This window comes from Jutongia sp. SJQ-6, from assembly GCF_054161275.1.
On record NZ_CP195314.1, the window covers coordinates 1,720,632 to 1,745,994 of the forward strand.

General features: G+C 43.8%; 21 protein-coding genes and 1 other annotated feature. Of the genes, 1 reads left to right on the forward strand and 20 read right to left on the reverse strand.

Features of this window, described 5'->3' with window-relative positions:
* Positions 1-84: 84 nt before the first annotated feature.
* Positions 85-370 (reverse strand) — a binding site (T-box leader).
* Between the two features lie 126 nt (positions 371-496).
* From ACSAJE_RS07835 to ACSAJE_RS07880, 10 genes are all read right to left on the reverse strand, one after another.
* Positions 497-1,471 (reverse strand): hypothetical protein, encoded by a 975-nt coding sequence (locus ACSAJE_RS07835; RefSeq protein WP_458008752.1) that lies wholly within the window; start codon positions 1,469-1,471, stop codon positions 497-499.
* Positions 1,472-1,651: 180 nt separating this feature from the next.
* Entirely contained in the window at positions 1,652-2,941 is a 1,290-nt protein-coding gene (locus tag ACSAJE_RS07840; protein WP_458008753.1) for an ABC transporter permease, read from the reverse strand.
* Positions 2,935-3,726 carry an ABC transporter ATP-binding protein gene (locus tag ACSAJE_RS07845; protein ID WP_118690538.1) on the reverse strand — a complete coding sequence of 264 codons (792 nt, stop codon included), beginning with the start codon at positions 3,724-3,726 and terminating at the stop codon, positions 2,935-2,937. Before ACSAJE_RS07845 ends, ACSAJE_RS07840 begins: the two co-directional genes overlap by 7 nt.
* Before the next feature lie 15 nt (positions 3,727-3,741).
* The gene (locus tag ACSAJE_RS07850; protein ID WP_458008754.1) at positions 3,742-5,274 is read right to left on the reverse strand and encodes an efflux RND transporter periplasmic adaptor subunit; all 1,533 of its coding nucleotides are present in this window, start codon (positions 5,272-5,274) and stop codon (positions 3,742-3,744) included.
* Between the two features lie 217 nt (positions 5,275-5,491).
* On the reverse strand, positions 5,492-5,680 hold the full coding sequence (locus ACSAJE_RS07855) for a hypothetical protein (protein ID WP_118690535.1): 189 nt from the start codon (positions 5,678-5,680) through the stop codon (positions 5,492-5,494).
* Between the two features lie 67 nt (positions 5,681-5,747).
* Positions 5,748-6,695: a leucine-rich repeat domain-containing protein gene (locus ACSAJE_RS07860; protein WP_182448202.1), complete on the reverse strand. Its 948-nt coding sequence runs from the start codon at positions 6,693-6,695 to the stop codon at positions 5,748-5,750.
* A 37-nt stretch (positions 6,696-6,732) separates the two neighbouring features.
* Positions 6,733-7,935, reverse strand: coding sequence for a hypothetical protein (locus tag ACSAJE_RS07865; protein ID WP_458008755.1), 1,203 nt, complete (start codon positions 7,933-7,935; stop codon positions 6,733-6,735).
* Between the two features lie 29 nt (positions 7,936-7,964).
* Entirely contained in the window at positions 7,965-8,438 is a 474-nt protein-coding gene (locus ACSAJE_RS07870) for an RNA polymerase sigma factor (protein WP_458008756.1), read from the reverse strand.
* Positions 8,439-8,795: 357 nt separating this feature from the next.
* On the reverse strand, positions 8,796-9,296 hold the full coding sequence (locus tag ACSAJE_RS07875) for an NUDIX hydrolase (protein ID WP_444157164.1): 501 nt from the start codon (positions 9,294-9,296) through the stop codon (positions 8,796-8,798).
* Positions 9,297-9,371: 75 nt separating this feature from the next.
* The gene (locus ACSAJE_RS07880) at positions 9,372-10,094 is read right to left on the reverse strand and encodes a zinc metallopeptidase (protein ID WP_022025866.1); all 723 of its coding nucleotides are present in this window, start codon (positions 10,092-10,094) and stop codon (positions 9,372-9,374) included.
* A 320-nt stretch (positions 10,095-10,414) separates the two neighbouring features.
* On the opposite strand from ACSAJE_RS07880, the gene ACSAJE_RS07885 reads away from it, so the two are divergent.
* Positions 10,415-12,022, forward strand: coding sequence for a Na/Pi cotransporter family protein (locus ACSAJE_RS07885; protein ID WP_022025865.1), 1,608 nt, complete (start codon positions 10,415-10,417; stop codon positions 12,020-12,022).
* A gap of 137 nt (positions 12,023-12,159) precedes the next feature.
* Here the strand turns inward: ACSAJE_RS07885 and ACSAJE_RS07890 are convergent, their stop codons facing one another.
* From ACSAJE_RS07890 to hydE, 10 genes are all read right to left on the reverse strand, one after another.
* Positions 12,160-13,041, reverse strand: coding sequence for a magnesium transporter CorA family protein (locus tag ACSAJE_RS07890; RefSeq protein WP_022025864.1), 882 nt, complete (start codon positions 13,039-13,041; stop codon positions 12,160-12,162).
* 21 nt (positions 13,042-13,062) lie between these two features.
* Positions 13,063-13,755 carry an L-ribulose-5-phosphate 4-epimerase gene (locus ACSAJE_RS07895; protein ID WP_458008757.1) on the reverse strand — a complete coding sequence of 231 codons (693 nt, stop codon included), beginning with the start codon at positions 13,753-13,755 and terminating at the stop codon, positions 13,063-13,065.
* A 26-nt stretch (positions 13,756-13,781) separates the two neighbouring features.
* A complete protein-coding gene (locus ACSAJE_RS07900; RefSeq protein WP_458008758.1) occupies positions 13,782-15,365 on the reverse strand; it encodes a xylulokinase in 1,584 nt (527 codons plus the stop codon).
* Between the two features lie 95 nt (positions 15,366-15,460).
* A complete protein-coding gene (locus tag ACSAJE_RS07905; RefSeq protein ID WP_458008759.1) occupies positions 15,461-16,810 on the reverse strand; it encodes an alpha-L-fucosidase in 1,350 nt (449 codons plus the stop codon).
* 5 nt (positions 16,811-16,815) lie between these two features.
* Positions 16,816-17,541, reverse strand: coding sequence for a SanA/YdcF family protein (locus tag ACSAJE_RS07910; protein WP_458008760.1), 726 nt, complete (start codon positions 17,539-17,541; stop codon positions 16,816-16,818).
* 166 nt (positions 17,542-17,707) lie between these two features.
* A complete protein-coding gene (locus ACSAJE_RS07915; protein ID WP_458008761.1) occupies positions 17,708-20,443 on the reverse strand; it encodes a heavy metal translocating P-type ATPase in 2,736 nt (911 codons plus the stop codon).
* Positions 20,444-20,589: 146 nt separating this feature from the next.
* The gene (locus ACSAJE_RS07920) at positions 20,590-20,895 is read right to left on the reverse strand and encodes a metal-sensing transcriptional repressor (protein ID WP_118507742.1); all 306 of its coding nucleotides are present in this window, start codon (positions 20,893-20,895) and stop codon (positions 20,590-20,592) included.
* A gap of 611 nt (positions 20,896-21,506) precedes the next feature.
* Positions 21,507-22,439 carry a cysteine synthase A gene (gene cysK, locus ACSAJE_RS07925; protein ID WP_458008762.1) on the reverse strand — a complete coding sequence of 311 codons (933 nt, stop codon included), beginning with the start codon at positions 22,437-22,439 and terminating at the stop codon, positions 21,507-21,509.
* A gap of 124 nt (positions 22,440-22,563) precedes the next feature.
* The gene (locus tag ACSAJE_RS07930; RefSeq protein WP_458008763.1) at positions 22,564-23,871 is read right to left on the reverse strand and encodes an O-acetylhomoserine aminocarboxypropyltransferase/cysteine synthase family protein; all 1,308 of its coding nucleotides are present in this window, start codon (positions 23,869-23,871) and stop codon (positions 22,564-22,566) included.
* Between the two features lie 337 nt (positions 23,872-24,208).
* Positions 24,209-25,261 carry a [FeFe] hydrogenase H-cluster radical SAM maturase HydE gene (gene hydE, locus ACSAJE_RS07935; protein ID WP_458008764.1) on the reverse strand — a complete coding sequence of 351 codons (1,053 nt, stop codon included), beginning with the start codon at positions 25,259-25,261 and terminating at the stop codon, positions 24,209-24,211.
* Positions 25,262-25,363: the final 102 nt, after the last annotated feature.

The following is a 25,363-nucleotide window of genomic DNA, read 5'->3' on the forward strand; positions in this document are numbered from 1 at the left end:
ACGCTTTCACATGGATTTGACGATGTGACCCATAAAGTAAAAAAAAAGCTTTCGTCTTCATATAAAGATCTCTATGTATCTTTACACAAAGACGAAAGCTTATATACTTCCGCGGTACCACTTCATTTGTCACATCAAAATGACCTCTTACTCTTATCACGATATGTGTCCCATAAATTGACCACATATTTTCAATAAGCTTCTCTATAACGGGAGAACCCGGTGACACTTACCGTATCTGACTAAGCCAGAAATTTCAGTGCACATCTCGCAGAGGATAGCTTTCCGTTCGGTATACTGTCTCGCACCAACCGACAGCTCTCTGCAATACGAGGGATCCGAAAAACCTTGTTCTGTTCAACGATTTTGTTTTTGTTGAAACAAAGATTAGCACTTTAAAATCGATTTGTCAACACTTAAAATTAATTTTTTTCATATATGACATTAATTTTATTCACTTACCATTTGAAACGTCTGTTGTTCATAGTGGATCACCCTATTCTGCGCTTACCGGTGCTTCCACTGTCGCAGATGCCGCACTCTCCCCTGTACTTGTCGTTGTCGCTGCTGCAGTAGTAGAATACGTTATCGTTCCCGTCTGCTCATCTGCAAACATCAGATCAGAAGTGGCATTAATCGTTCCAAATCCTTCGTTTTTCAGTAAACGTATCATTTTCTGCAAATATTCCATGTCGGCACTCATTAAATTCTGTCCCTCGTGCCTTCGATGTGAATATTTTTCCTGCTCCCTGCGCGTTTTCATCTGCTTTTTCAGAAGTTGTAATTCCTGCAGTGCATCTTCTTTTTCATCTGCCTTTTTGCGACGTCGCACTATCTTCTGTCCGGTTTCGTTTTGCTTCCGATGCACTGTTCCTTTATCATCACTTTCCATCTGCGATTCACGCCGTATATTCTGCACTTTTTTGCGGGCAACGCGTACCATCTTTTTGGCATGGTTTATGGCAATCTGCAATTCGTCGTCATTATATTGACCGGAAGCAGATTTGCGTCGCAATGCGGATAGCGCAGAATTGGCAGAGGTAAGCGCATTGCTCGCCTGATTCACGTTTTTGGCTCGTGCAATCGCTGCTGACACTTTGCGAAAGCTATAATTTACCGGCTGCTTTGTTGTTTTTGTATTTGTAGACTTACTGTTTTGACGGCTCTCTTTCAAGCGTTCTAACAATTGCATGGAATACTCAATCGCACTTTGATTATAATCTTCCATCGCATTCCAACCCTCTTCTGAAATTTCCACACTTGCCGCCTGTTTCTCTGTCGATGTCCTCTTTGCCGTAGCAGACATCTGTCCCGTATCTTGTGCATAACCCATCTCCGCAGCACTCTGCGTCGTCGTATCAGATGCTGCGACTGCTTCTGACGATTCACCATCTGTACTCTGCGCACCTACAGAATGCACTGCCACCTGTGTCCTTGTTGGAACTCCGTTTCTAAAACTAACTTGATTCATTGCACTCCCTCCTTGATCTGCAATCTAATCAGCACTACAAATCAGAACTGATGATTCACTATATTGGTTATATCGGCTCAATGTGGCAATTAGCATAGTGCAAGAGGCCGGAGTAGATTTCCCAGCCTCTCATCTTGCTTATAAAGATATGATACAATGCCCTGTAGCGTTTCTCTTCTCTTATTCGTAACGCAGTGCTTCGATCGGATCCAGCTTTGCCGCTTTCCCTGCCGGATAATAGCCGAAGAAAATACCGATCACCATCGAAAAAGCAACAGATATGATCATTGCCGCTACCGGTGCCGTTGCAGAATATCCTAAAATAGATGCCGCTATCGCACCAAGGATCAAGCCTACAACAATTCCTAATATACCGCCGATCAAACACAAAAGTACGGATTCAATGATAAACTGCAATCGAATGGAGCTGTTTTTGGCCCCCAATGCTTTTCGTGTGCCGATCTCACGTGTTCGTTCCGTGACAGACACGAGCATAATATTCATCACTCCAATTCCTCCAACCAAAAGAGAAATTCCGGCAATAAATGCAATTGCGATCGATACTGTCTGCACCATTTCTGTCATTGACTCTGTCATAGACTCCATCGTCGAAGTCGACACTTCGTAGTCTTCATTTGCTGCATAATATGGCTTAAAATACTGTTCGATCTGCTCTGCAAAAGCAGACACACTATCCACTTTGGTCGATGTAACCACTGTAAACTGCGAATATCCTTCATCCGCATGTGTCTGTTCCTTTGCCGTCGTTAGCGGAATGTACGCTGCCGTTGTCACATCCTCATCCGAAGATTCACTGACATTGCTGCCACTCTCATATTTATACACACCGACAATATAATATTTTTCATAACTGCCATCAAGATTTAGGCTTATGCTCTGTGCCAGTGCTGCAGAATTATCTCCATCAAACAGATTTTCCACTACTTTATCGGTGACCATGATCACCTTTTTCTTACCGGTCAGATCTTTTTTCTTAATCTTGCGGCCGGCTAATAATGTAATTTTACTGCTGGCAAAGTATTGCTCATTTATTCCTGTAATAGTGATGTTCGCAGATTCACTCTCCCGCTCTGCTGTGCCACTTCCAACCGATTCACTTAGTGCAATCGCATCAATTTGATCGGAATACTGCTTCTGCAAACCTTCGATCATTTCATCCGTAATACGATCGTCCTCTTCCAGATCCGCACTTTTGCCAGAAGTGCCAAATCGCATTCCATTCGCAGAAACCTGCTCCTGTTCACTGGACTGCTTTACACCAACAGTAATATTATTGGCTCCCATTTCCTGAAAAGAATCCGCAATGGATGTCGTCAATGAAGAGCTGACTGTCATGATCGCTATAACAGAACCAATACCAATAATGATTCCAAGCATTGTTAAAAGTGCGCGCATTTTGCCGGCTCGAAGTGACCCCACTGCCATCCGAATATTCTCTATGATCAGCATACGCCACCTCTCTTTCCGGTCTCATCCACAGCTTTTCCACCATGTCCGACTGCTCTGGTTTTTCCGGTATCATCCACAATTACGCCATCACGCAATGTAATAATTCTCTCCGTTTCTTCTGCCAATTCTCTGGAATGTGTGATCAGGACGATCGTTTTTCCCTGCTCGCGGTGTAATTTGTGAAATAAATCCATGATATGATGACCCGTCGCCGAATCCAGTGCTCCCGTCGGCTCATCCGCCAGAATTAACGCCGGATCATTTGCCATAGCACGCGCGATTGCGGTTCGCTGCTTTTGTCCACCGGATAATTCATCCGGCTTATGATGCATACGATCTTTCATACCAACCAGCTCCAAAAGTTCCTTTGCACGCTCTGTCCGTTCCTTGCGAGTCACCCCTGCATAAAGCATTGGCAGCTCTACATTGGCAAGTGCAGATGTCCGCGGAATCAGATTATACGTTTGAAATACAAACCCAATCTTTTGGTTGCGAATCTCAGACAACTGTTTATCTTTCAAATTGCCAACACATTCGCCATCAAGCAGGTATTGACCACCTGTCGGCTGATCCAAAGCACCAATAATATTCATTAATGTCGATTTGCCGGAACCGGACTCTCCGACAATAGATACGAACTGTCCTTCCTGTACCTGAAGATCAATACCATGTAATATTTCAAGTTCATTTGGTTTACCAATATAAAAACGTTTTACGATTTCCTGCAGATCAATAATGGCTGGACTTGCTGTCAACTGCTGCTTTGCTTTCTTTGTTATCTCCATAGCTAATCCTCCATTCTATTTGGATGGTGCCTGACCGCCTCCCGGTCCACCCATTCCGCCGGATCCACCCTTGGATCCATTCATGCCACCACGGTCGCCTTTGTTCCCTGTACTGCCGTCAGGTGTGCCTCCCATTCCGCCGAAACCACCAAAGGTGCTATTCTGCTTATTAGAATCCGAAGAGGAATCTGTTTTATCTGTTGGAATAACTACTTGCAATCCTTCCTGCAGATCATCGCCCTGCACTTCAATATAATAATCTGTCTCCATTCCGGTTGTTACGGTCACTTTTGAGGTGGAATCCCCATCTTTGACCAAAATATAACTTTCTCCATTTTCCTTGTGTACCGCATCGTATGGTACTGCGTAAACATCCGACGCTTCTTTTTTGACAATACTGCATTTAGCTGTCATTCCAAGCTTAATACGGTCGTCACTTGATGTCACCTTGATTTTTACTTCGTATCCGTCACTAGAACTGGCAGTTGTACCTGATGACTGACCCTGTGCTTCTGTTGACGTACTGCCACTGCTATCTGTAGATGGTGCCACAAATGTCACTTTACCCTCCAGTTCGTCATTATCTGTCGCATCTGTCAAAATAACTACTCGTTGCCCCACCTTAACATCGCTGATGTCATATTCATCTACACTTGTCGTAATAACAAAGGATTGTGTATCCTGAATCTGTAATAAAGTTCCTCCCGAATACGTATCGCCTTCCTCTACCGAAAGTGAGGTTACGGTACCGGACACGGGTGCCGTAACAGCACAATTGTCCAAATTCTCTTTTGCTTCCTTTACCTGCTTCTGTGCTTCTTTGATCTGCTTGGTTCGATTTGTCTCAGCCTGTTCTACTGCAGTCTTGGCAGAATCCACAGAAGACTGATTTTGACGATTACCGGAGGTCTGGTTGCTGACAGCCTGTTCATATTTTTCCTGTGCCTGCGTCAACTGCTCCCGCGCCTGTGACAATTCCTGCTGTAGCGCTGTTTTGCGTGCAGCATCTTTTGCTACCTTGATTTTATCTTTCAACGAACGTATTGTCTTTTTGAGCGTTTGCAGGGATGCCTTCGTTTTCTTTACTGCCGCTGCACTTGATGTCTTACTGTCTGAATAAGTTGTCTGTGCATTACTGAGCTGTTTCTTTGCATTTGTCACCTCGGCATTCGCACTGGTTGTCGTGTTGGACAAGTTGTCTTTTGCATCTGCATAAGCATCTTCCAGATCGCTTTGATCAAATTTAACGAGAGAATCTCCCTTTTGTACTGTATCTCCTACTGCCACAAGAACTTTTTTAACTGTTAGATTGGTTGCTGTCGACGTTACACTCTTGTTCGTTGCGCTCTCAAAAGCTCCGGTTGCGCTGATAGACTCTACCAAATCCTGCTTTAAGAGTTGAACTGTCGATTGCTGTCCAGAGCCTGCATTTACGGTGTCTTTGCTTCCTTTCGCTTTCACAAAAAGTGCGATTCCAACGGCTGCTGCCACGATCACAATTCCCCCTGCAATCCACCTCTTTTTGATTCGTTTTGCTGTAATTTTCATAGTAACCTCCAGTCTACAAATGATGTCGTCTCAAATTTCATTCGCTAATTTTAAGACTTCATCAACTTGCTTAAGTTATGTTGTAACCTAAAAATTTGATGTTTGGTTGGAAATTACTTTATTAAAAAATCATGAAAATTACGTGTGCAATCATTGAAGAAGATGTGAAACATCTCGACAGCCGTTTCTTAAATCTTGGCTGTCAACATTTCACTTCCTATTGCACACCATATTGAATATGCAGATAATGCTTCTTGATCGCATAAACATTGTCTGCGTAATCTCTGCTATCTTCTCCCACAGATGCAGACAAGATTCCTTCTAATATCACTTTGGTGATATCCTGTTCGCTCTGCTGATAGACTGACTGGTAATAATCATCTTTTTTCTCGCATATGCCCTCCAATGATTCACCCCGACAAAGCACGCTCTGCCGGGGCTGATACTATTATGACTATTTTCCGGTACACACATTAAGCAGCTTTGACAGCTTTTGCTTTTAATCCGCTCTTCTTCAACTGCTTACGCATTTTCTTTAATGCGCTCTTTGGCACCTTCACAACCAGTTTCTTGGATGTTTTCTTCCAGATGCTCTTGCCGCTGAATGTGCATTTCTTTGTCTGGATCTTGACAGTCTTTAACTTCTTACATCCGTAGAATGCCTTTGCTCCAATGTTTCTTACATTCTTTCCGATCGTAACCGTGGTGAGTTTCTTTAATCCCTTGAATGCATTTTTGTTTACTCCAACAACACGGTATGTCTTTCCTGCCAAAGCTACCGTATTCGGGATCACTACCTTTTTGACTTTATTTTTGTCGCTGTTCTTGGCATAACTTAAATTCATTGCGACAACTTCGCGCTCCGTATCCGTTTTCTTGACAACCTTATAACGGATGTTATTGGCAGACCAGTATCTTCCCACCTGCGGATAGTTGATCCTGTATGGATTGATCACAAGCTTCTCACCGGCCTTATACGTAGGACCGACACGGAACTGAAGTTCCTGCTGATACATCTCATCAACCACGCTCTGTGCAATGCCGGATTCCATCAACACCAGAAGATTTGGACAGCGGTTAAATGCTTTCTTACCCACTTTGGTTACTGACTTTGGAATAAATACCAATCCCAAGTTGGTGCATCCATCAAATGCATTTGCTCCAATCTCTGTTACGCCACTCTCGATCACGACAACACGAAGATCTTTTCTTCCTGCATATGCCTTATCTGCCACCTTTGTCGTTCCCTTAATGATCAACGGCTCCTGTGTACTGTTTGGTGATGCCGTCTGCGTTGGCGAAGCCGACGGCTGTGCTGACTGCACAGGCTGTGATACATCCGCATCCGCTGCGCTCCCTACTGCTGCTCCCATTGCTAACAGGGTCACCCCTGCTAACAGTCCAATAATTTGTTTTCTCATGATAGTCCTCCTTCTGCACCTTTGGTGCGTTATATTTTTATTGATTGATGCAGTTAAAAATTTTAATCTGCAGTTCATCCTTTTTTCTCATTGTTTTCTTGTCTGCGATCTCCTTATCCAAGGTTTTCTCAAAATCGGAAGTGATCCAAAGACTTTCTACTCTGTCTTTATCTATGTTATAGCCAAACACATAGACTTGAGCTGACTTAGTCTGCACAAAATATTTAAGTGAGGCACCCATTTGAGGCACATCCTTATCATATACATATATAGCCTTACATTTTATAATGTCAGCTTCTTGTTCCAAACCAGTTAACATATTCTGAATCATCTCAATATGCTTAGTTTGCATTTGCTGCAAACGACTTAACTGCTTGACCGGATTCATATAGCAATCACTATCTTCATCTATTTGGCGTAATTCTCCAGTTTGAGCATCTATCAATAATTGATATCCACTTTGCCAAGATTCGTCAGATAGAGATACGCAATATTCGTCATCCTCGCTGTCTTCATAGGTCGTCACATCTACAGCAGTCCTCGCCCGATTTGTATCAAGTCCATATATTTTGCTGACATACTGCTTGGCAGCCTCAATCGCCTGATCCTCTGTCAGCTTATTTGCCGTTTCGTCGACCGGCCTTTGTGCAGCCCTCGCTCTGTCTGCCTGATTCTGCTTTGCCAGCGCATAATCACGCCGCTCATTAAAATCAATGATCTGTAATAACTGCTCATCGGTCAATTCGCTCTTCGGCAGATAAAAGGTACTATTTGCACGACAGTATACGACTTCTTTCCCGCCATTCGCTTTCACTTCTTTCTGAGAATCTACTTCCTTCAGCTTCGTCTCCGGCAATGTTCCCTTTTTATATTCCTTCTGCAGCAGTTCCTTGCGCTTCTGCTCCTGAGAAGATAACTTGCGTGAATAGTGATCTGCATCTTCGCGTTGTGCCTGTGTCATATGGTTTAACTGCTTCTGTTCCTCTTGAGACATTGATTGTAAATGTTCATGATATTTATCCACAGCAGCATATGTACCCATCGTCAACATAATGGCTGCGCCAACCGCTGCGACTGCCGTTCGATAGGAGAATGCACGCACCACTTTGCCGTCATCCTGCACATCCTCCGCACGCACCCGGCATAACAGTTGATCTATTCTACTGTTTTTCACCGTTGGTTCAGTTGGAACTTCCTGCAGCAGTCGTCGGCTGATTTCTCGATCCAATCTACTTCTCATTGTATTTACTTCCTTCCATAGTCCATTATTTACCTGCAATTTTTTAATTTTTGTCGCACTGTATAGAGTCTTGATTTTACCGTACCTGTTGGTATGTTTAAGATTGCGCTTATCTCTTTTTGCGAAAAGCCATATATGTAATACAAATATACCAATGTACGATCCTGCTCTGCCAGACTTTCTATCTCATGCCAAATTCCGCTATGCGGATAACCCGACGCTTCGTTCGTCGGATAGTCATCCATAGATTCCACCAATTCTACCCGTTTTCTTTTTTGAATCATAGATAACGCTGTATTGACTGTAATCTTTGCTACCCACGACCGCATTTTATCCGGTGATCGAAGCTGTTCCCTGCGTTCCCACGCTTTGCATAACGCTTCTGCCACCGCATCATCTGCATCCTCCGGATGATGCAGTATATTCATTGCGAGCCGTACCAGCATGCCTCTTTCTGTTGCAACAAATTGTTCAAATTGCCTAGAAGTCAAACTACGCCTCAATCTTTTCCTTCCTTTCTGCGCACACTTCCAGTGCATTACCTCCCTGTGCCAGAGGTGCACCATAGGCACAAGGTTTCACCATCTCTTGTGGCCACCTTTTGATCGGTTCTACTTATATGACTATTTAGAAGCCCAAAAGGTTCATTTTATTTTGCAATATTTTATTTTTTAATATTATTAAGTTTTTCCGTATATTTTCCTAATAATATTAATAGCTTGTGGAGTTTATTTTGATTTTGTAAAGTGTTTAGATCCAAAAACGCAAACTTCGCACATCAAACTTGAACTTACCATACCAAAAAATAATATCAGAACATATCTGTGAATGATTCTCCCACCCGGTATCATACACTGTCACTATTGCAACGCCTGCTTAATACTTTGATAATGTAAAAAAATCCCCTGCTTATCGTATTCTGATAACTGTGCTGCATCCGCTATCTGAAATGCATTCGTCTCTTCCGTCTGCAATTTGATATCTGCCTCTGTAAAATCCATATGATATTTATAGACATCTACAAAATAGTTATCACCTTCTCCCGGATTCTCACGGTGATACGAAAACAGAAAGCCACCTTCTGCATTCGTTACATCCAGTCCGGTTTCTTCTAAGATTTCACGTTTCACGGCCTCTTCCGATGTCTCCCCGGCAATAGCCGCTCCACCGGATACTTCCCACCAGCCGGGTGCCCAAGCTTTGTCAGCCGCACGCTTTGTGATCAAATATTTTCCATCCGGTCTCTGAATAACACCGAGTACCGACAAATGATACTCCCCTTCTTTCAAGCACCAATCATTTCTTTTCATGGTTCGCCCGGTTGGCTTCTTGTCCTTATCATAAATATCCCATAATTCCATCGTAATCTGTCATTCCTTTCTCTGACGGTAGTTTTAATAAACAACTTCGAAATGTATGAAGTGTGTATGTTTGATTTAATCGTTATCTCTTCTTCCAAACAGTAACACCAGTCGAAGCAGCTGTAATAAGGTGGATACCGTTGCCGTTATATAGGTCATTGCTGCCGCTGAAAGTACACGTCTCGCCCCTCTCACCTCATCTTCATATAACATTCCGCTATCATTTAAAATGCGAAGTGCTCTGCCCGACGCATTAAACTCTACCGGAAGGGTGACAATCTGAAATAACAATGTCAACGCAAACAATATAATACCAAGATAGATCAAATTGGTATGCCCGATTAGCAATCCGACAATGATCACCGGCCACGACAATTTAGAACCAATATTGACCACCGGAACAATGGCACTGCGTATCTGTATCGGAACATAACCAACATGATGTTGAATGACATGTCCACATTCGTGCGCTGCCACTCCAACGGCGGCAATGGATGATGCACCATATACACTATCTGACAATCGCACCACCTTCGCACGTGGATCATAATGATCAGTCAACTGTCCGCTGATATGTTCGATTCGTACATCGGTAATCCCTGCACTTCGCAGGATCATTTCTGCTGTCTGCGCCCCTGTCAGACCACGTTTGCTATGATATCGACTGTACTTATTAAATGTCCGGCTGACGTTGGCAGATGCCAGCATACATATTACCGCACCAATAATAACAAGAACATATGTCGGATCCATATAGTAATACATCCCCGGAAAATAACTTAAAAGTGCTGTCTGCATACACTAATCCTCCTTACTCCAATTGTTTTTACATTAATCCTAACTATAGCATTTCCCATCTCGTTTATCAACTATACCTTACTTTAACTTCCCATATTGGTTGTGGAGGAATATGCATCGATTTCCTATAGATCGATGATATAAAAATGATTGCTTTTCATAGAAACACGCTATATAATTATATTTGGCTTTACGCGGATTTTACGTAAAATGCTACTGTTTATCTCATTATTTGCCTAGATTTTACAAAGCTTTTCGTCGATATGTGCTGTGATTTTTATGCAAATAACACCATTTAGTGATTGATAAGGAGAAAACGAATGACTTCAGAACACGTGATCAATCTTCTTGGAGGGCTTGCGCTCTTCATCTTTGGAATGACTTTCATGAGCGACGGTTTGAAGAAACTTGCCGGCGATTATATGAAAACTATTTTGGAAAAATTAACGGAAAAACGTATTATGGCTGTGTTGCTGGGTGCCGGTCTGACCGCACTGATCCAAAGCTCCAATGCCATGTGTGTCATGACTGTCGGATTTGTAAATGCCGGAATGATGCAGTTAGAGCGCTCTGTTGGGATCATCATGGGTGCTAAGCTAGGTACAACGATCACCGGACAGCTTCTTGCAACCAATTATATTTCAAAATATGCTCCGGTTATTGCCTTTGTGGGCGTTGCTTTCTTGATGTTTGCTAAATCCAACAACATCAAAAGCTTCGGACAGGTTGTCGCAAGTCTTGGTATCCTCTTTGTCGGATTGTCCACCATGAGCACCGCAATGAGACCAATGGCACAGGAAGAATGGTTTATTAATATCGTGGCAAATCTTTCCAATCCTCTGCTCGGTGTACTGGTCGGCGTGATTTTCACCGTAATTATCCAAAGTGCCTCTGCCTCCGTCGGTGTGCTGCAGATCATGGCGGTAAGCGGTGTCATTGGATTCCGCCCGGCCTTTTATGTAATGCTTGGTATGAATATCGGTGCAAGTATCGCTCCGATCTTAGCTTCTATTGGTGGCAAAAAGGATGCCAAACGCGTTGCTGCCATCGTTGCTATTTTTGAAACCTGTGGTATGCTGATCTTTATGTTAGCCACTACATTCCTTCCGGTTCTCGACTGGTTGTCGATGACTTCCGGAGATCCGAGCCGCCGTATTGCAAATGCGAACACGATCTTTAACTTAGTATCACTGATCGTGCTGTTCCCATTCTCAAATCTCATCGCCGCTTTGTCTAAGAAGATCATTCGCGGCTCCGACGAAGAGCCAAATATGGCAAAATTAGAGTTTATCAGCGAAACAACACATACGACTTCTACTGCAATGATCGGTCAGATCGATGCGGAGACCAATCGTATGGAAGAACTGGTACAAACCAACCTTCGTCTCGCTACCGAGAATTATTTTGATAATCGTTTGAAAGACGAGGATGATTTCAACCAGACGGAAGAAACGATCGATTTCTTAAATAAGAAAATTACCGATGCACTGATCCGCATGAGTTCTTTTGCAGATCTGACGCCAGAGCAGGCTAAGCACGTTGGTAATCTATTCCATGTAATCAATGATTTAGAGCGAATCGGTGACCATGCAGAAAATATGGCACAATATAGTATTCGTATGCACAAGAATAAGGAGCGTTTCAGTAAAACCGCCATGGAAGAACTCCGTGGGTTGGTGGATATTATTGAACGTATTTACAAAGAAGCTTACGCCCAAATGGTATCACCGGATCAGGATAAATACGCACATGTATATGCCTTGAAACGAGATGTAAACCGCATGATCGAGGACATGAAGGAAAAGCATATTGTCCGTATGAATAAGGGAAAATGTAATTCACAACAGGGTATGATGTTCGTAGAACTTTTGATGGATCTGGAACGTGTTGCAGCGCACGCTATGAATATTGCACAGGCAGCAAATTAAAAGCAATTCTTGCTTGGCGATGTCACGCTACATAGCAGCAATTTCCTATTCAAAATAATGGATCAACACAAATTAAATCCCCCTTGAGCAGACTTTTGGTTATCTACCTTATCTGCCTAAGGGGGATTCATTACTTCTTACAACATTTTTTTGTGTTTGAAATAGATAAATTCAAGAAGAATGATGATACCACACACGATTGCCACAACAGGATAACCGTAATGACTTTTAAGCTCCGGCATTCCAACAAAATTCATACCATACCACCCTGCCACAAGTGTCAACGGCGAAAAAATAGCCGTGACGATCGTCAGGATACGCATGATCCTATTTTGTTCTTCATCCAAGCGCTGCTGCTGTAATTCTCGTATTTGCAGCATATATTCCCGAAGCATTTTAGAGCGATTGTATAACCGCTCTACCTTTTGTCCATATGTCTGAAAACAGATCACCTCTTTCTCATCAAAGAAATCATTGACATTTTCGACAAGTGTATCGCTCATATCCATCATCTGTTGATATTGAAAGCTCTTGTTGAGTAATATTTTGCGATATTTGGCCATTAATCCGGTCGGATCCGTCTTCTCCCCGGACTGGATCTCCTCTTCCATCTGGAAGCAGCCTGCTTCGATCCTCTGCAAATGTTTGATATCATCTTTTAATAATTCATCCAAAAGGCGGATAAAAAAACGTACAGGCGACAGATCATCTTCATCACTGATCAGCGAGCGAAGCTGTTTTTCCCAGTGATCATGTCTGGTCTTTTGTCCGATCAAAACCAGTTCGCTGCGGTCAAGATAGTAAATAATACTGACCGCTCTGCCGTCATATGCTTCTTCCGGATGCCACATAATTTCGCCCACCACAGCGTCCGCAAGAACTACAGCTTTCGAAAAATGCATACGGTTAGACTGCAGCATATATTCCATTTCATTCCAAAAGCTGGCACTCTCCCAGCGTTCCTTCGCTTCCGCTGCATCAAGCACCAGCACCCGCCCCTGTTTCAATGCAAATTCCACAGCGATCCCCCTCACATCATACTATTGACCATAGTATGCATTTTCTCCATGTTTTCTAAAAAAATGCTTGTCACGAATACTATCCGGTGCCGGCTGTACCTGAGGGTTGAGTAATTCTGTTCGGATCGCCATGCGCGCAACCTCTTCCAGCACGACCGCATTATGCACTGCTTCAGCAGCATCCTTGCCCCAGGTAAACGGTCCGTGGTTTGTGCAGAGTACGCCCGGCGTATGCATTGGATTCAGTCCTCTCTGCTCAAATGTCTCAATAATAACAAGTCCGGTATTACGCTCATACTCTCCACCAATCTCTTCCGGTGTCAGACTTCGCGCACAAGGAATCGGACCATAAAAATAGTCGGCATGTGTTGTTCCATATAATGGAATGTCACGTCCTGCCTGCGCCCACGAAGTTGCCTCCGGCGAATGTGTATGCACAACGCCTCCGATTTCCGGATATTTTTTGTACAATTCCAAATGCGTTGGCGTGTCCGATGATGGGTTAAGCGTTCCCTCGATACGGTTTCCTTCCAGATCCATGACCACCATATCTTCCGGACGCAGCTTATCATAATCTACGCCACTGGGTTTGATCACAAAATATCTGGTATCTCTATCAATCCCGCTTACATTTCCCCAAGTATACGTGATCAATCCTCTGCGCGGCAGTTCCATATTTGCTTCATATACCTTTTTCTTTAACTCTTCTAACATAGTGTCCTCCATTCGAAAATATCTGCTTACCAATGTAACGAAGTTTCTTCAATCTGCAAGCCCCCACGATATGATTCCATAAATTGTTCAAATCCCTGCACGATCTCCGGATCAGGGGCTATTGTTGTCCCTTCATTGCCGGCAAATACATAATCTTCCAAATACTGTGCCAGCGACTGTCCCTCCTGCTTATGAACCATAAAATCTGCAAGCAGCGCAATACCCCAGGCACCGCCCTCACCGGCTGTCTCCATCACAGAAACCGGTGCATTCATTGCTGCCGCAGTAATCCGCTGTCCGACGCCCTTGGTCGTAAAGAAGCCGCCATGTCCATACATTTTGTCAACTTGAACCTGCTCCTGCTGCAAAATATCCAATCCGATCTTCAAGGTTGCCAGCGCACTATATAAATGTGTACGCATAAAATTAGCTAGGTTAAATGCCGCATCCGGCTTACGCACAAAGAGTGGTCTTCCGGCATCTAATGCAGTCACACCTTCTCCGGAAAAATAATTATAGGAAAGAAGACCGCCGCAATCGGCCGCTCCCTCCTCTGCTTTTTGGAACAATTTTGTAAACAGCGTTCCTGTGTCTACCGAAAAGCCCATGTAATCCGCAAATTCACCGAACAAGTTAACCCATGCATTGATGTCCGAGGTGCAATTGTTACAATGTACCATCGCCACCGGCTCACCGGAAGGTGTTGTAACCATATCAATTTCCGTATGCACCTGTTTTAATGCCTGTTCAAGTACAACCATCGCAAAAATTGATGTTCCGGCAGATACATTTCCGGTGCGGACACCTACACTATCTGTTGCGACCATCCCGGTTCCGGCATCTCCTTCCGGCGGGCATAACGGAATCCCCGCCTGTAAAGAACCGGTTGGATCCAATAACGCGGCTCCCCTCTCGGTCAGCACTCCGGCTTCCTCTCCTGCCGACAAGACCTTTGGCAAAATATCCTTTATATTCCACGAGTATCCACGATCGGCAATCATCTCATCAAACTGTGCCAGCATCTTACTATCGTAGTCTCCCGTCTCGCTGTCGATTGGGAACATTCCCGATGCATCGCCCACGCCGAGTACTTTTTCGTCTGTGAGCTTCCAATGTACATAACCTGCCAATGTCGTAAAATAAGAAAGCTTCGATAAATGTGGTTCCTCGTTCAAAATTGCCTGATATAAATGTGCAATACTCCATCTCTGCGGAATATTAAACGCAAACCGTTTCGTCAACTGCTCTGCCGCCTCTTCTGTCATTGTATTGCGCCAAGTACGGAATGGAACCAAGAAGTCTCCTTTCGCGTCGAACGCCAAATATCCATGCATCATCGCCGAAAAACCAATTGCTGCAAGCTTTGTGAGCGTTACGTTGTATTTTTGCTGTACTTGCTCTGCCAAGGAACGATAACAGTCTGCCAAACCATTCCAGATATCCTCCTCGTGGTATGTCCACACACCATCCTCTAAGCGATTCTCCCAGTTGTGGCTGCCGGAAGCAAGTGGTTCTCCTTGTTCTCCGATCAGCACAGCCTTGATACGCGTCGAACCAAACTCAATGCCAAGTACTGCTTTTCCTTCTTGTATATATTGTGCGATCTCCATATTTTCTTCCTTTCTCTTAATCTTCTAGTGAATCATTTTCTCTACATCTCATGCGCTAAACGCCTGCCCGTCTTGCTGTGCCATTATACGGACACCTATTTATACTGCATCACAATAACCGTATCTTTTTTATTAGGTACTTTCTTCGTCACCTTTAAGGTCACCTTCGTCTTTCCTTTTTTATTGCCTTTGCAGGAAATCTTTTTACCGGATTCCAGCAAATAGACTTTTTTGAGCTTTTTATTTTTGTACTTGCGTACTGTCAGCTTTTTATTTTTAGGCCATTTCGTCACATGTACATAGACATTTTTACCTTTCTTGGTATATGTTCCCCAAGATGGGACCTTACCAAACGGATTACCGGAGGTAGCATAAATACTGCTGCCGTTTTTCTTCATCCAGTTACCAATGCCACGCAGTGCTTTCTTACTTCCCGCTGTCATAGTACCGTCACCCTTCGGTCCGATATTTAACAGATAATTACCACTCTTAGAAGCAACATCGACCAATTCCCGGATTAAATATTTATAGCTTCGATATGAATTCTCCAAATCCTTTTTATAGCCCCACGCATCGTTCATGGACTGACAAGTCTCCCATGGTCTTGATGGTGCTTTCTCCGGAATACTTCTCTCCGGGCACTCAAAATCACCCAGCTTAAATCCACGGCAGACACGCTCGTTTACTAATATAGAAGATTTCAAAGATTTTACATATTTATACAGATCTTTTCCATCTGCTTTCGTCCACCATTTTGCCAGTGTCGGCGCCTTTCTTCTGTAAGTCCAGTCTCCGTCAAACCACATAATTGCCGGATCATAACGGTCTACTAACTCTTTTAACTGAGCCTTCATGTCGCGGATGTATGCTGTGCGCGCAGCCATTGACTTCATCTTCGTAAAATCACCGTTGATCGTCTGCGACGAATGGTTCCAATCTATGATCGAGTAATACAGGCCAAACTTAATCCCTGCCTTATCACAGGCTGTTTTTAACTCCATCAGCACATCACGGCCGGTTTTGCCAAATGGTGTATACTGCTGCAGACTAAACATCGTCTTACCGGTATAATCCTTAAAGCTGGCAACATTCGTATCCCACATTGCCATTCCCTCATGATGTTTGGCTGTGATCACGATGTATTTCATACCGGCAAGCTTTGCATATTTCACAATTTCATTGGCATTAAACTTGGTTGGATTGAACTTTGCGGCTACCGTCTGCTGGTATTTCTGCTTCGAAATCCCCTCGATCTGCATCGCCCATTCCCCGTGTCCATAATAGGAATACGCTCCAAAGTGAATAAACATACCGAAACGATCTTTCGTCCACCATTTCATATTGGATGGAACACTGTACGCCTGCGATTGCACACCTCCTGCTGCCATGCCAATCACCAGACTCAATACGAGTAACAAGCTCCATACTTTTTTGCTTTTTTTCATTGTCATTACCTTTCCCTTTCTGTTTTGTCAGTGCGTGTATCTTTCGTTGCCAGTCCACTTCCGCTGATCGGAATCTTATCTCCTAAATAAGTCGGCTTTGGCTGTATCCACAGATTGACCACTTCCTTATCTCTCGCAGCCACTTCGCGCAATTTGCAGATCCAGATATTACGGTATTTCATCCGTTTATTCGGTGCGGCATAAGCATCCAGTCCCAATTTACGTGCAGCGTACACCGCGCGATATGCGTGATACTTTTGCGTGACAACAACCGGATTATGTACCTCAAAAATATCTCTGGCACGATACATGGATTCATACGTTGAAAAGCCTGCATGATCCATAAAGATCTTATCCTCCGGGACATCCAGATTCGCCATAATATAGTCTTTCATTCCCCGTACTTCATTATAGCCTTTCCTGCCATGATCCCCGGTCAACAGAAAACGATCCGATACCCCCGCACGGTATAATTCGATCGCACGATTTAAACGATCACGAAGCATTAAGCTTGGCTCCCCATTTGGCTTCATGCCTGCCCCTAATACCAATATGCAGTCGGCTTTCGGCATACTGTTTTCCTGCCCCGTCTCATATACATAACCTTTGGCGTAATGCACCACATACGCATCCATGCCAAATATAACGGCTGCACTAAGTATGATAACAATCCCACATCCGATCAACATTCGTTTGATCCCCTTCCTATGTTTTGTAATAAATGCCTGCATTTCTCCTCCTTATAAAATAGCAATGGTACAGCAATTTCCTTCTCACAAGGTATTTTTATTTTGCAAAGTAAAAGCTCACTTTTTAAAACAAAAAATCCCGGAGAATGCTTTCCTGTCCACAAAAACGTACACTCCGGGATCCATATCAACATTGGGTTATGCTCTATTACTCAATGGATGTCACTTCGTAATCTTTCGCTTCTACCGTCTGCTTCAATACATCATCTGCGATATCTGCAGATAACGTAACAACTGCTGTCCCTGCCTCGTGGCTTACCACAGCCTCTGTTACCTGATCCAAACTCTCCAATGCTTTCTTCACTGTTGCCTCGCAGTGTCCACACATCATTCCGTTAATTTTCATTGTTTTCGTCATCGTTGTTTCCTCCTCATTATATACTATTTTGGGCTGAATTTGTGAATTTCCAGCTCTTTTTTTATCTTTATGGGCATCATATATTTTGCAGAGATTCAATCTCAATGCATTGGATACCACGCAAAAACTGGACAGACTCATTGCTGCAGCACCAAACATAGGATTTAACTCCCAGCCAAACAATGGGATCCATACTCCCGCCGCCAGCGGAATACCGATCACATTATAGAAAAATGCCCAAAACAGATTTTCGTGAATATTGCGCAGCGTTGCTCTGCTCAAGCGAATTGCCGCAGGCACATCGCAAAGTCTGCTCTGCATCAAAACCACATCTGCTGCATCAATGGCAACGTCTGTTCCGGCGCCGATCGCAATACCCATATCAGCTCTGGTCAGAGCCGGTGCATCGTTAATGCCATCTCCAACCATGGCAACCTTACCATATTGCTGCAGGCGTCTGACAACCGCTTCTTTGCCATCCGGAAGCACTCCGGCGATCACCTCATCTACGCCGACCTGATCACCAATTGCTTTCGCAGTGCGTTCATTATCACCGGTCAACATAACGACCCGCAGTCCCATACCCTGCATCTCTTTAATAGCAGAAAGACTGTCTTCCTTGATCACATCTGCAACTGCGATAATACCAAGCAATTTGCCATCTTTTGCAAAAAAGAGTGGTGTCTTACCCTGACCCGCCAAGCGGTCAGATACCAGTGTGATCAGTTCTTTCTGCTCTGTCGAACGACCAGAGGCTGGCGCAATTGACTTTTCCTGCTCTGTCGAACGACCAGAAGCTGGCACAATTGACTTTTCCTGCTCTGTCGAACGACCAGAAGCTGGCACAATTGACTTTTCCTGCTCTGTCGGCCGATCGAATTTCTTATTCTGTGAATCGATTCGATCGCTATACACTTTCTCGAGTGAAATCGTCTGCTCAACAAACTTTCGACTGCCTCCCATTATCTTTGCGCCATCGCACATTGCTGACAATCCATTTCCCGGCAATGCCATGAATTCTTTTGGTTCTATCGCATTTACCGCATGCTCCTGTCCGTATTTTAGGACTGCCTTAGCAAGCGGATGCTCACTCTTCTGCTCCAACGAATATGCATACAACAACAGTTCTTCTGCTGTAACACCATCCACCGGAATCACATCTGTAACCTGCGGTTCGCCTTTCGTGATCGTACCTGTCTTATCCAGACATACAACATCCATCTTACCGGTCTCTTCCAGCGAAACAGCTGTCTTAAACAATATTCCATGCTTCGCACCGACACCGTTTCCCACCATGATTGCGACCGGCGTAGCCAGTCCCAACGCACACGGGCAGCTGATAACCAGTACGGAAATGCCTCTGGCTAATGCAAAGCCGATGCTCGCGCCGGTAAGCAGCCAAACAACCATCGTCACTGCTGCAATAACGATCACGGTTGGCACAAATACTCCGGATACTTTATCAGCGACCTTGGCAATCGGCGCTTTCGTTGCTGCTGCATCGCTAACCATTTGAATGATCTGTGACAACGTCGTATCCTCGCCGACACGTGTTGCCCTGCATTTCAAGAAACCAGACTGGTTGATTGTTGCTGCAGATACCGGGTCATCCTTTTGCTTGTCCACCGGAACGCTCTCTCCTGTAAGTGCCGATTCATCCACCGCACTATTGCCATCCAGCACGATGCCATCCACCGGTATCGTTTCTCCGGGTCTGACCACAAAGATATCGTCTTTTTGTACACTGGCAATATCCACTGTCACTTCGGCGCCATCTCGTACAACGACGGCAGTCTTTGGTGCAAGTCTAAGCAAACCTTTGAGCGCATCCGTTGTCTTTCCCTTCGAGCGCGCCTCTAACATTTTGCCGACTGTGATCAATGTCAAGATCATCGCCGCAGACTCAAAATAAAAGTCGTGCATATACGCCATAACCTGCTTGTCCGCGCCACGCATCACAGCATCCGTCATGGCAAACAATGCATATGTGCTATATCCAAATGCCGCTGTCGCACCTAATGCTACGAGCGTATCCATATTAGGTGCCCGATGCCACAAACTCTTAAACCCACTAATGAAGAAATGCTGATTGATCACCATAATAATGATCGTGAGAAGCATTTGTGTCAATCCCATCGCCACATGATTTCCTGCCATCCATTTCGGCACCGGCCAATTCCACATCATATGCCCCATAGAAAAATACATGAGTACGAGCAAAAATCCAACAGACCACAGCAAACGCTTCCGTAAAAGCGGCGTGGTGTGATCGGCAAGTTCCTCTTCGAGTGCTCCCTGATTCTGCGCATTCCCGGATTGCACGTCTGCACCCTTTATTTTGGCTCCATATCCTGCATTTTGTACCGCCTCAATGATGGCATCACCAGATGCACTTCCTTCTACCCCCATCGAATTGGTAAGCAGACTAACGGAGCACGAGGTAACACCCGGAACTGCGTTGACTGCTTTTTCCACCCTGGCACTACACGCCGCACAGCTCATTCCTGTTACAATATACTGCTGCATTTGAACCTTCCTTTCTGTGAATTTTATAACTCAGCTTTCGTTGACGGTTACCTGTCATAAATAGATCAGCTTTCGTTGACAGTTACCTGTCATGAATAAATCAGCTTTCGTTGACAGTTACCTGTCATGAATAGATTGTCCTGCGGCTACTTCATTAATTTTTGCAGGACTTTTACTAATTCATCCACCGTTTCCTCTTTCCCATCCTTAATATCCGTTGTAACACAGGTTTTTATGTGATTTGCCAATAAAACTTTATTAAAACTATTTAATGCGGCATTTGCTGCAGCTACCTGTATCAATATATCCGGGCAATACGCATCCCGTTCTACCATGCCTTTAATGCCGCGAATCTGTCCTTCGATACGATTCAAACGATTGAGCAGATCTTTATACTCCTTATCATCTCGCACCTTCGTCTTGTGACATGGACAAAGTTTTTCTTCTGCCATATTATTTATTCTCCATTCCGCAAACGCTTTCGTGTCAGAGAAATCGCAAGCTACCTGTCTATGCGGATTTTATTCGCATATGTTCGTCTCTGCGATCAAGGCTGCTTTGTGACGTCTGCAGCACAAATAGCCGATATCAAGCTACACCATAGGAAACCAAAAATTTCCTGCAAAAAATACCCTACAGGGGTATCTCCACTTAGGATATACCCCTGTAGGGTATTTGTCAAGAATTAAATTTCTCATTTAGACAGCATGCCGCTGCATGTAACGGTGCAGGACTTAGCTTATTTTTTCTCAACAACTTTTATTTTCCATTTCTTCGCCAGTTTCTTGATCCATTTCTTGTCTGCTTTGCGAAGTTTTTTGTTAATCACAAGCTTTTTAGGTACACCATTTCCCTTATGTATGTTTTAATCTTTTTCTCTTAGGTTTTTTATTTACAATTATTCATCTTTAGGTTTTATTATTAATTGTCTGCTATCTTTTATTAAGGTCGGCAAAGCAACCGGCGTAACCTACATCTCATTGCCAACACTTTGCCGCCTCTCATTCAAAATTATATTAAAAATTACCAACTGTAAGAAGTTTAACTTGCTTCAAATCACTGATTAGTCTGCAAAAAGTGCAGTTGACAAATATCTGTCACCTGTATCCGGTAATAATACGACAATGTTCTTGCATGCATTTTCCGGACGATTGGCTAAAATGGTTGCTGCATGCAATGCTGCACCGGAAGAAATTCCTACCAATACACCTTCTGCCTTAGCAAAGGCACGACCTGCTGCAAATGCATCTTCATTCTCGATTGGTAACACCTCATCATAAATCTTAGTATTCAATGTATCCGGCACGAAACCTGCACCGATTCCCTGAATCTTATGAGGTCCTGCTTCTCCCTTAGAAAGAACCGGAGACGTTGCCGGCTCTACTGCTACAACCTTGATATCCGGATTCTGCTCTTTTAAGTACTCGCCGATACCTGTAACTGTTCCACCGGTACCTACACCGGCAACGAAGATATCAACTTTTCCGTCAGTGTCTTTCCAAATCTCCGGTCCTGTTGTTGCACGATGTGCAGCCGGATTAGCTGGATTTTCAAACTGACTTGGGATGAATGCGCCTTCGATTTCTTTTGCCAGCTCTTCTGCTTTGGCAATAGCACCCTTCATACCCTTAGCGCCTTCTGTTAAGACAAGCTCAGCACCATATGCTTTTAACAAATTACGACGCTCTACACTCATTGTCTCAGGCATTGTCAAAATAATACGGTAGCCTTTCGCTGCTGCTATAGATGCCAAACCGATTCCTGTATTTCCGCTGGTTGGCTCGATAATAACAGAACCTTCTTTTAATTTGCCGCTTTTCTCTGCTTCATCGATCATCGCTTTAGCGATACGATCCTTAACACTTCCTGCCGGATTAAAATACTCTAATTTTGCCAAAAGAGTTGCATTAGCTCCTGCCTGTTTTGCAAAATTCTTTGCATTCAAGATCGGTGTTCCTCCGATCAATTCTGTAACGCTTTCATAAATCTTTGCCATGTTAGTGTCCTCCTTATATTAAAAATGTTATTAGTGATCATTATTTTTTAATTGCTTACTCAAACTTCCCATACCCATTTATGTTACGATGTCCCATAATACTTATTATGCGGTATATTTACTATCATTTTACAGCCTTAAACGCCTCATCCAAATCCTGAATGATATCATCAATATGCTCGGTACCGATAGAAAGACGAATCGTATTTTTATAAATACCTACTTCCTCTAACTCCTCTACCGTCATCTGTGAATGTGTAGTACTTGCCGGATGAATTACTAAGGACTTCACGTCTGCTACATTTGCCAGCAAAGAGAAAATCTCCAAGTTATCAATAAAGTCTTTCGCTGTGCGATCATCACCCTTAATCTCGAAGGTGAAAATGGAACCGCCACCATTCGGGAAGTACTTCTTGTATAATCTCTGCTGCTCCGGATCATCCGTTACAGATGGATGATGTACGCGCTCTACCTGTGGATGATTGTTCAAATATTCCACAACTTTCAATGCATTTTCCACGTGACGCTCAACACGAAGAGATAATGTCTCTAATCCCTGCAGGAAAATGAATGCATGAAATGGGGAAAGTGTTGCGCCTGTATCACGAAGCAAGATAGCACGGATTTTTGTAACAAATGCTGCCGGGCCAACTGCTTTTGTAAAGCTGATTCCATGGTAACTTGGGTTTGGCTCTGTCAAAGATGCAAATTTGCCGGATGCTTCCCAGTCAAACTTACCGCTATCAACAATGACACCACCAATCGTAGTTCCATGTCCACCAATAAATTTTGTTGCAGAATGTACAACAATGTCTGCACCATACTCAATCGGACGGATCAGATATGGTGTTCCAAATGTATTATCAATGACAAGTGGAATCTTGTGTGCATGTGCGATCTTTGCAATGCCCTCAATATCAACAACATATGAATTTGGATTTCCTAATGTCTCAATGAAAACCGCTTTGGTGTTGTCCTGAATTGCTGCCTCAACCTCATCAAAATTTGCAATATCTACAAATGTAGTCTGCACGCCATCCTGAGGAAGTGTATGCTCCAGATAATTGTAGGTACCACCATAAATATTACTTGCTGATACAATGTGGTCACCATTCTGTGCCAATGTCTTCAATGTATAAGAAATTGCTGCTGCACCGGATGCTACTGCAAGTGCTGCGACACCACCTTCCAGTGCTGCAATTCTCTGCTCAAAAATATCTGCTGTCGGATTTGTTAAACGTCCATAAATGTTACCTGCATCACTCAGGCCAAAACGAGCCTCTGCATGATCACTATTGTGAAATACATAGGAAGATGTCTGATAAATCGGTACGGCTCTTGCATCCGTAACCGGGTCAGCCTGCTCCTGACCAACATGCAACTGTAATGTCTCAAACTTCAAATTTCTGTCTTCTCTCTTTAACTTTGCCATATTTCAAACTCCTTTTCTGTACTAATTTCACATGTTCTCTGACACCGCATAATATGAGGCGTCTTGCACTGTCTGTTTCAAGTGATGAACTGAGTATACTACTATATTCCTAGTATGTCAATAGGGTTTATATACTTTTTTTATTTTTTCAAAGATTAGGGTGCCATATCTCCATACTGCTACCGCAGTTATCATCCATTTATTCTCCCACTCGCAAACTTTGTGCCTATGGCACAAATTTGCCATATCTCCATTCTGCTACCGCAGTTATCATCCATTTATTCTCCCACTCGCAAACTTTGTGCCTATGGCACAAATTTGCCATATCTCCATACTGCTACCGCAGTATGGAGATATTATCGCCCCGCGCAACGACTGTATGATACCCAACGCTTTCTACACGCCGCTCCAAACAATTACGGCATTCAGCTGCCTCGTCCCCGGTACATACCTTTCCGTCATACAAAGAATATTTTGCACGCACTGCCACCGGAGACAAATTTGGCATAAGAACATTAGCTCCTGCCAAAATACCAAGTTCACGTCCCCGTGGATGAATGGTCGCCAACGCTGTTGTCGCTGGAAGCAATACATCCGGCTGCATAATACGCAGCAAACTCAACAAATATAATGTCTGTTCCAAAGTTCCCTGTGTTTCATTCGCAAAAGGCGTGTCTTGATGCGGTATAAACGGGCCGATCCCTATCATCTCCGGATGTAGTTCATGGATAAACAAGAAATCTTCTGCCAGATCTGCCGCTGTCTGTCCGGGACTGCCTACCATAAATCCGCACCCCGTCTGGTAGCCAATTTCCTTTAGATCACGAAGACACTGTTTTCGATGCGATAACGACATGCTCTCCGGATGCAATTTACGATAATGCGTATCATTGGCAGTTTCATGACGCAATAGATAACGGTCTGCTCCCGCCGCAAAAAAACGCTCATAGCTTTCCCGTTCCCGCTCTCCGATCGACAGCGTTACTGCATGCTCCGGGTAGCGCCGTTTAATTTCCCGGACAATATCCACAATCTTGTCATCTGTGTAATATGGATCCTCTCCGCCTTGCAGCACAAACGTCCGAAAGCCCAGACGATCTCCTTCTTCGCAGCACGCTAAAATATCTTCCTCAGATAAACGATAGCGATTCGCCTTTTTGTTGCTGCATCGAATACCACAATAATAGCAGTCATTTTTGCAATAGTTCGTGAATTCGATCAAACCACGCACATATATTTCTTTCCCATAATATCGGTCTGCGAGTGCCCGCGCCTTATGCGCCGCATATTCACGGTTTTCTTCACTTGCACTCTCAACCAGAGTGATCCACTCTTCTTTTTGTAAGGATTTGTCCTGTTCCAAACGATCGATCAATTCTATTGTGTTCATATGAATCCTTTCTTCTATATAAATAACCCAAACTTTGCACATCAAAAATTGTCATGCTGTCGCATATTGCTTATTATGTCAAAGAATACTAAGTATTTTGCA

Excerpts from the sequence above, each read along its gene's own strand:
- ACSAJE_RS07835 (WP_458008752.1), bottom strand. The coding sequence starts at position 1,471 with ATGAATCAAGTTAGTTTTAGAAACGGAGTTCCAACAAGGACACAGGTG.
- ACSAJE_RS07840 (WP_458008753.1), bottom strand. The coding sequence starts at position 2,941 with ATGCTGATCATAGAGAATATTCGGATGGCAGTGGGGTCACTTCGAGCC.
- ACSAJE_RS07845 (WP_118690538.1), bottom strand. The coding sequence starts at position 3,726 with ATGGAGATAACAAAGAAAGCAAAGCAGCAGTTGACAGCAAGTCCAGCC.
- ACSAJE_RS07850 (WP_458008754.1), bottom strand. The coding sequence starts at position 5,274 with ATGAAAATTACAGCAAAACGAATCAAAAAGAGGTGGATTGCAGGGGGA.
- ACSAJE_RS07860 (WP_182448202.1), bottom strand. The coding sequence starts at position 6,695 with ATGAGAAAACAAATTATTGGACTGTTAGCAGGGGTGACCCTGTTAGCA.
- ACSAJE_RS07865 (WP_458008755.1), bottom strand. The coding sequence starts at position 7,935 with ATGAGAAGTAGATTGGATCGAGAAATCAGCCGACGACTGCTGCAGGAA.
- ACSAJE_RS07875 (WP_444157164.1), bottom strand. The coding sequence starts at position 9,296 with ATGGAATTATGGGATATTTATGATAAGGACAAGAAGCCAACCGGGCGA.
- ACSAJE_RS07880 (WP_022025866.1), bottom strand. The coding sequence starts at position 10,094 with ATGCAGACAGCACTTTTAAGTTATTTTCCGGGGATGTATTACTATATG.
- ACSAJE_RS07885 (WP_022025865.1), top strand. The coding sequence starts at position 10,415 with ATGACTTCAGAACACGTGATCAATCTTCTTGGAGGGCTTGCGCTCTTC.
- ACSAJE_RS07895 (WP_458008757.1), bottom strand. The coding sequence starts at position 13,755 with ATGTTAGAAGAGTTAAAGAAAAAGGTATATGAAGCAAATATGGAACTG.
- ACSAJE_RS07900 (WP_458008758.1), bottom strand. The coding sequence starts at position 15,365 with ATGGAGATCGCACAATATATACAAGAAGGAAAAGCAGTACTTGGCATT.
- ACSAJE_RS07905 (WP_458008759.1), bottom strand. The coding sequence starts at position 16,810 with ATGAAAAAAAGCAAAAAAGTATGGAGCTTGTTACTCGTATTGAGTCTG.
- ACSAJE_RS07910 (WP_458008760.1), bottom strand. The coding sequence starts at position 17,541 with ATGCAGGCATTTATTACAAAACATAGGAAGGGGATCAAACGAATGTTG.
- ACSAJE_RS07915 (WP_458008761.1), bottom strand. The coding sequence starts at position 20,443 with ATGCAGCAGTATATTGTAACAGGAATGAGCTGTGCGGCGTGTAGTGCC.
- ACSAJE_RS07920 (WP_118507742.1), bottom strand. The coding sequence starts at position 20,895 with ATGGCAGAAGAAAAACTTTGTCCATGTCACAAGACGAAGGTGCGAGAT.
- cysK (WP_458008762.1), bottom strand. The coding sequence starts at position 22,439 with ATGGCAAAGATTTATGAAAGCGTTACAGAATTGATCGGAGGAACACCG.
- ACSAJE_RS07930 (WP_458008763.1), bottom strand. The coding sequence starts at position 23,871 with ATGGCAAAGTTAAAGAGAGAAGACAGAAATTTGAAGTTTGAGACATTA.
- hydE (WP_458008764.1), bottom strand. The coding sequence starts at position 25,261 with ATGAACACAATAGAATTGATCGATCGTTTGGAACAGGACAAATCCTTA.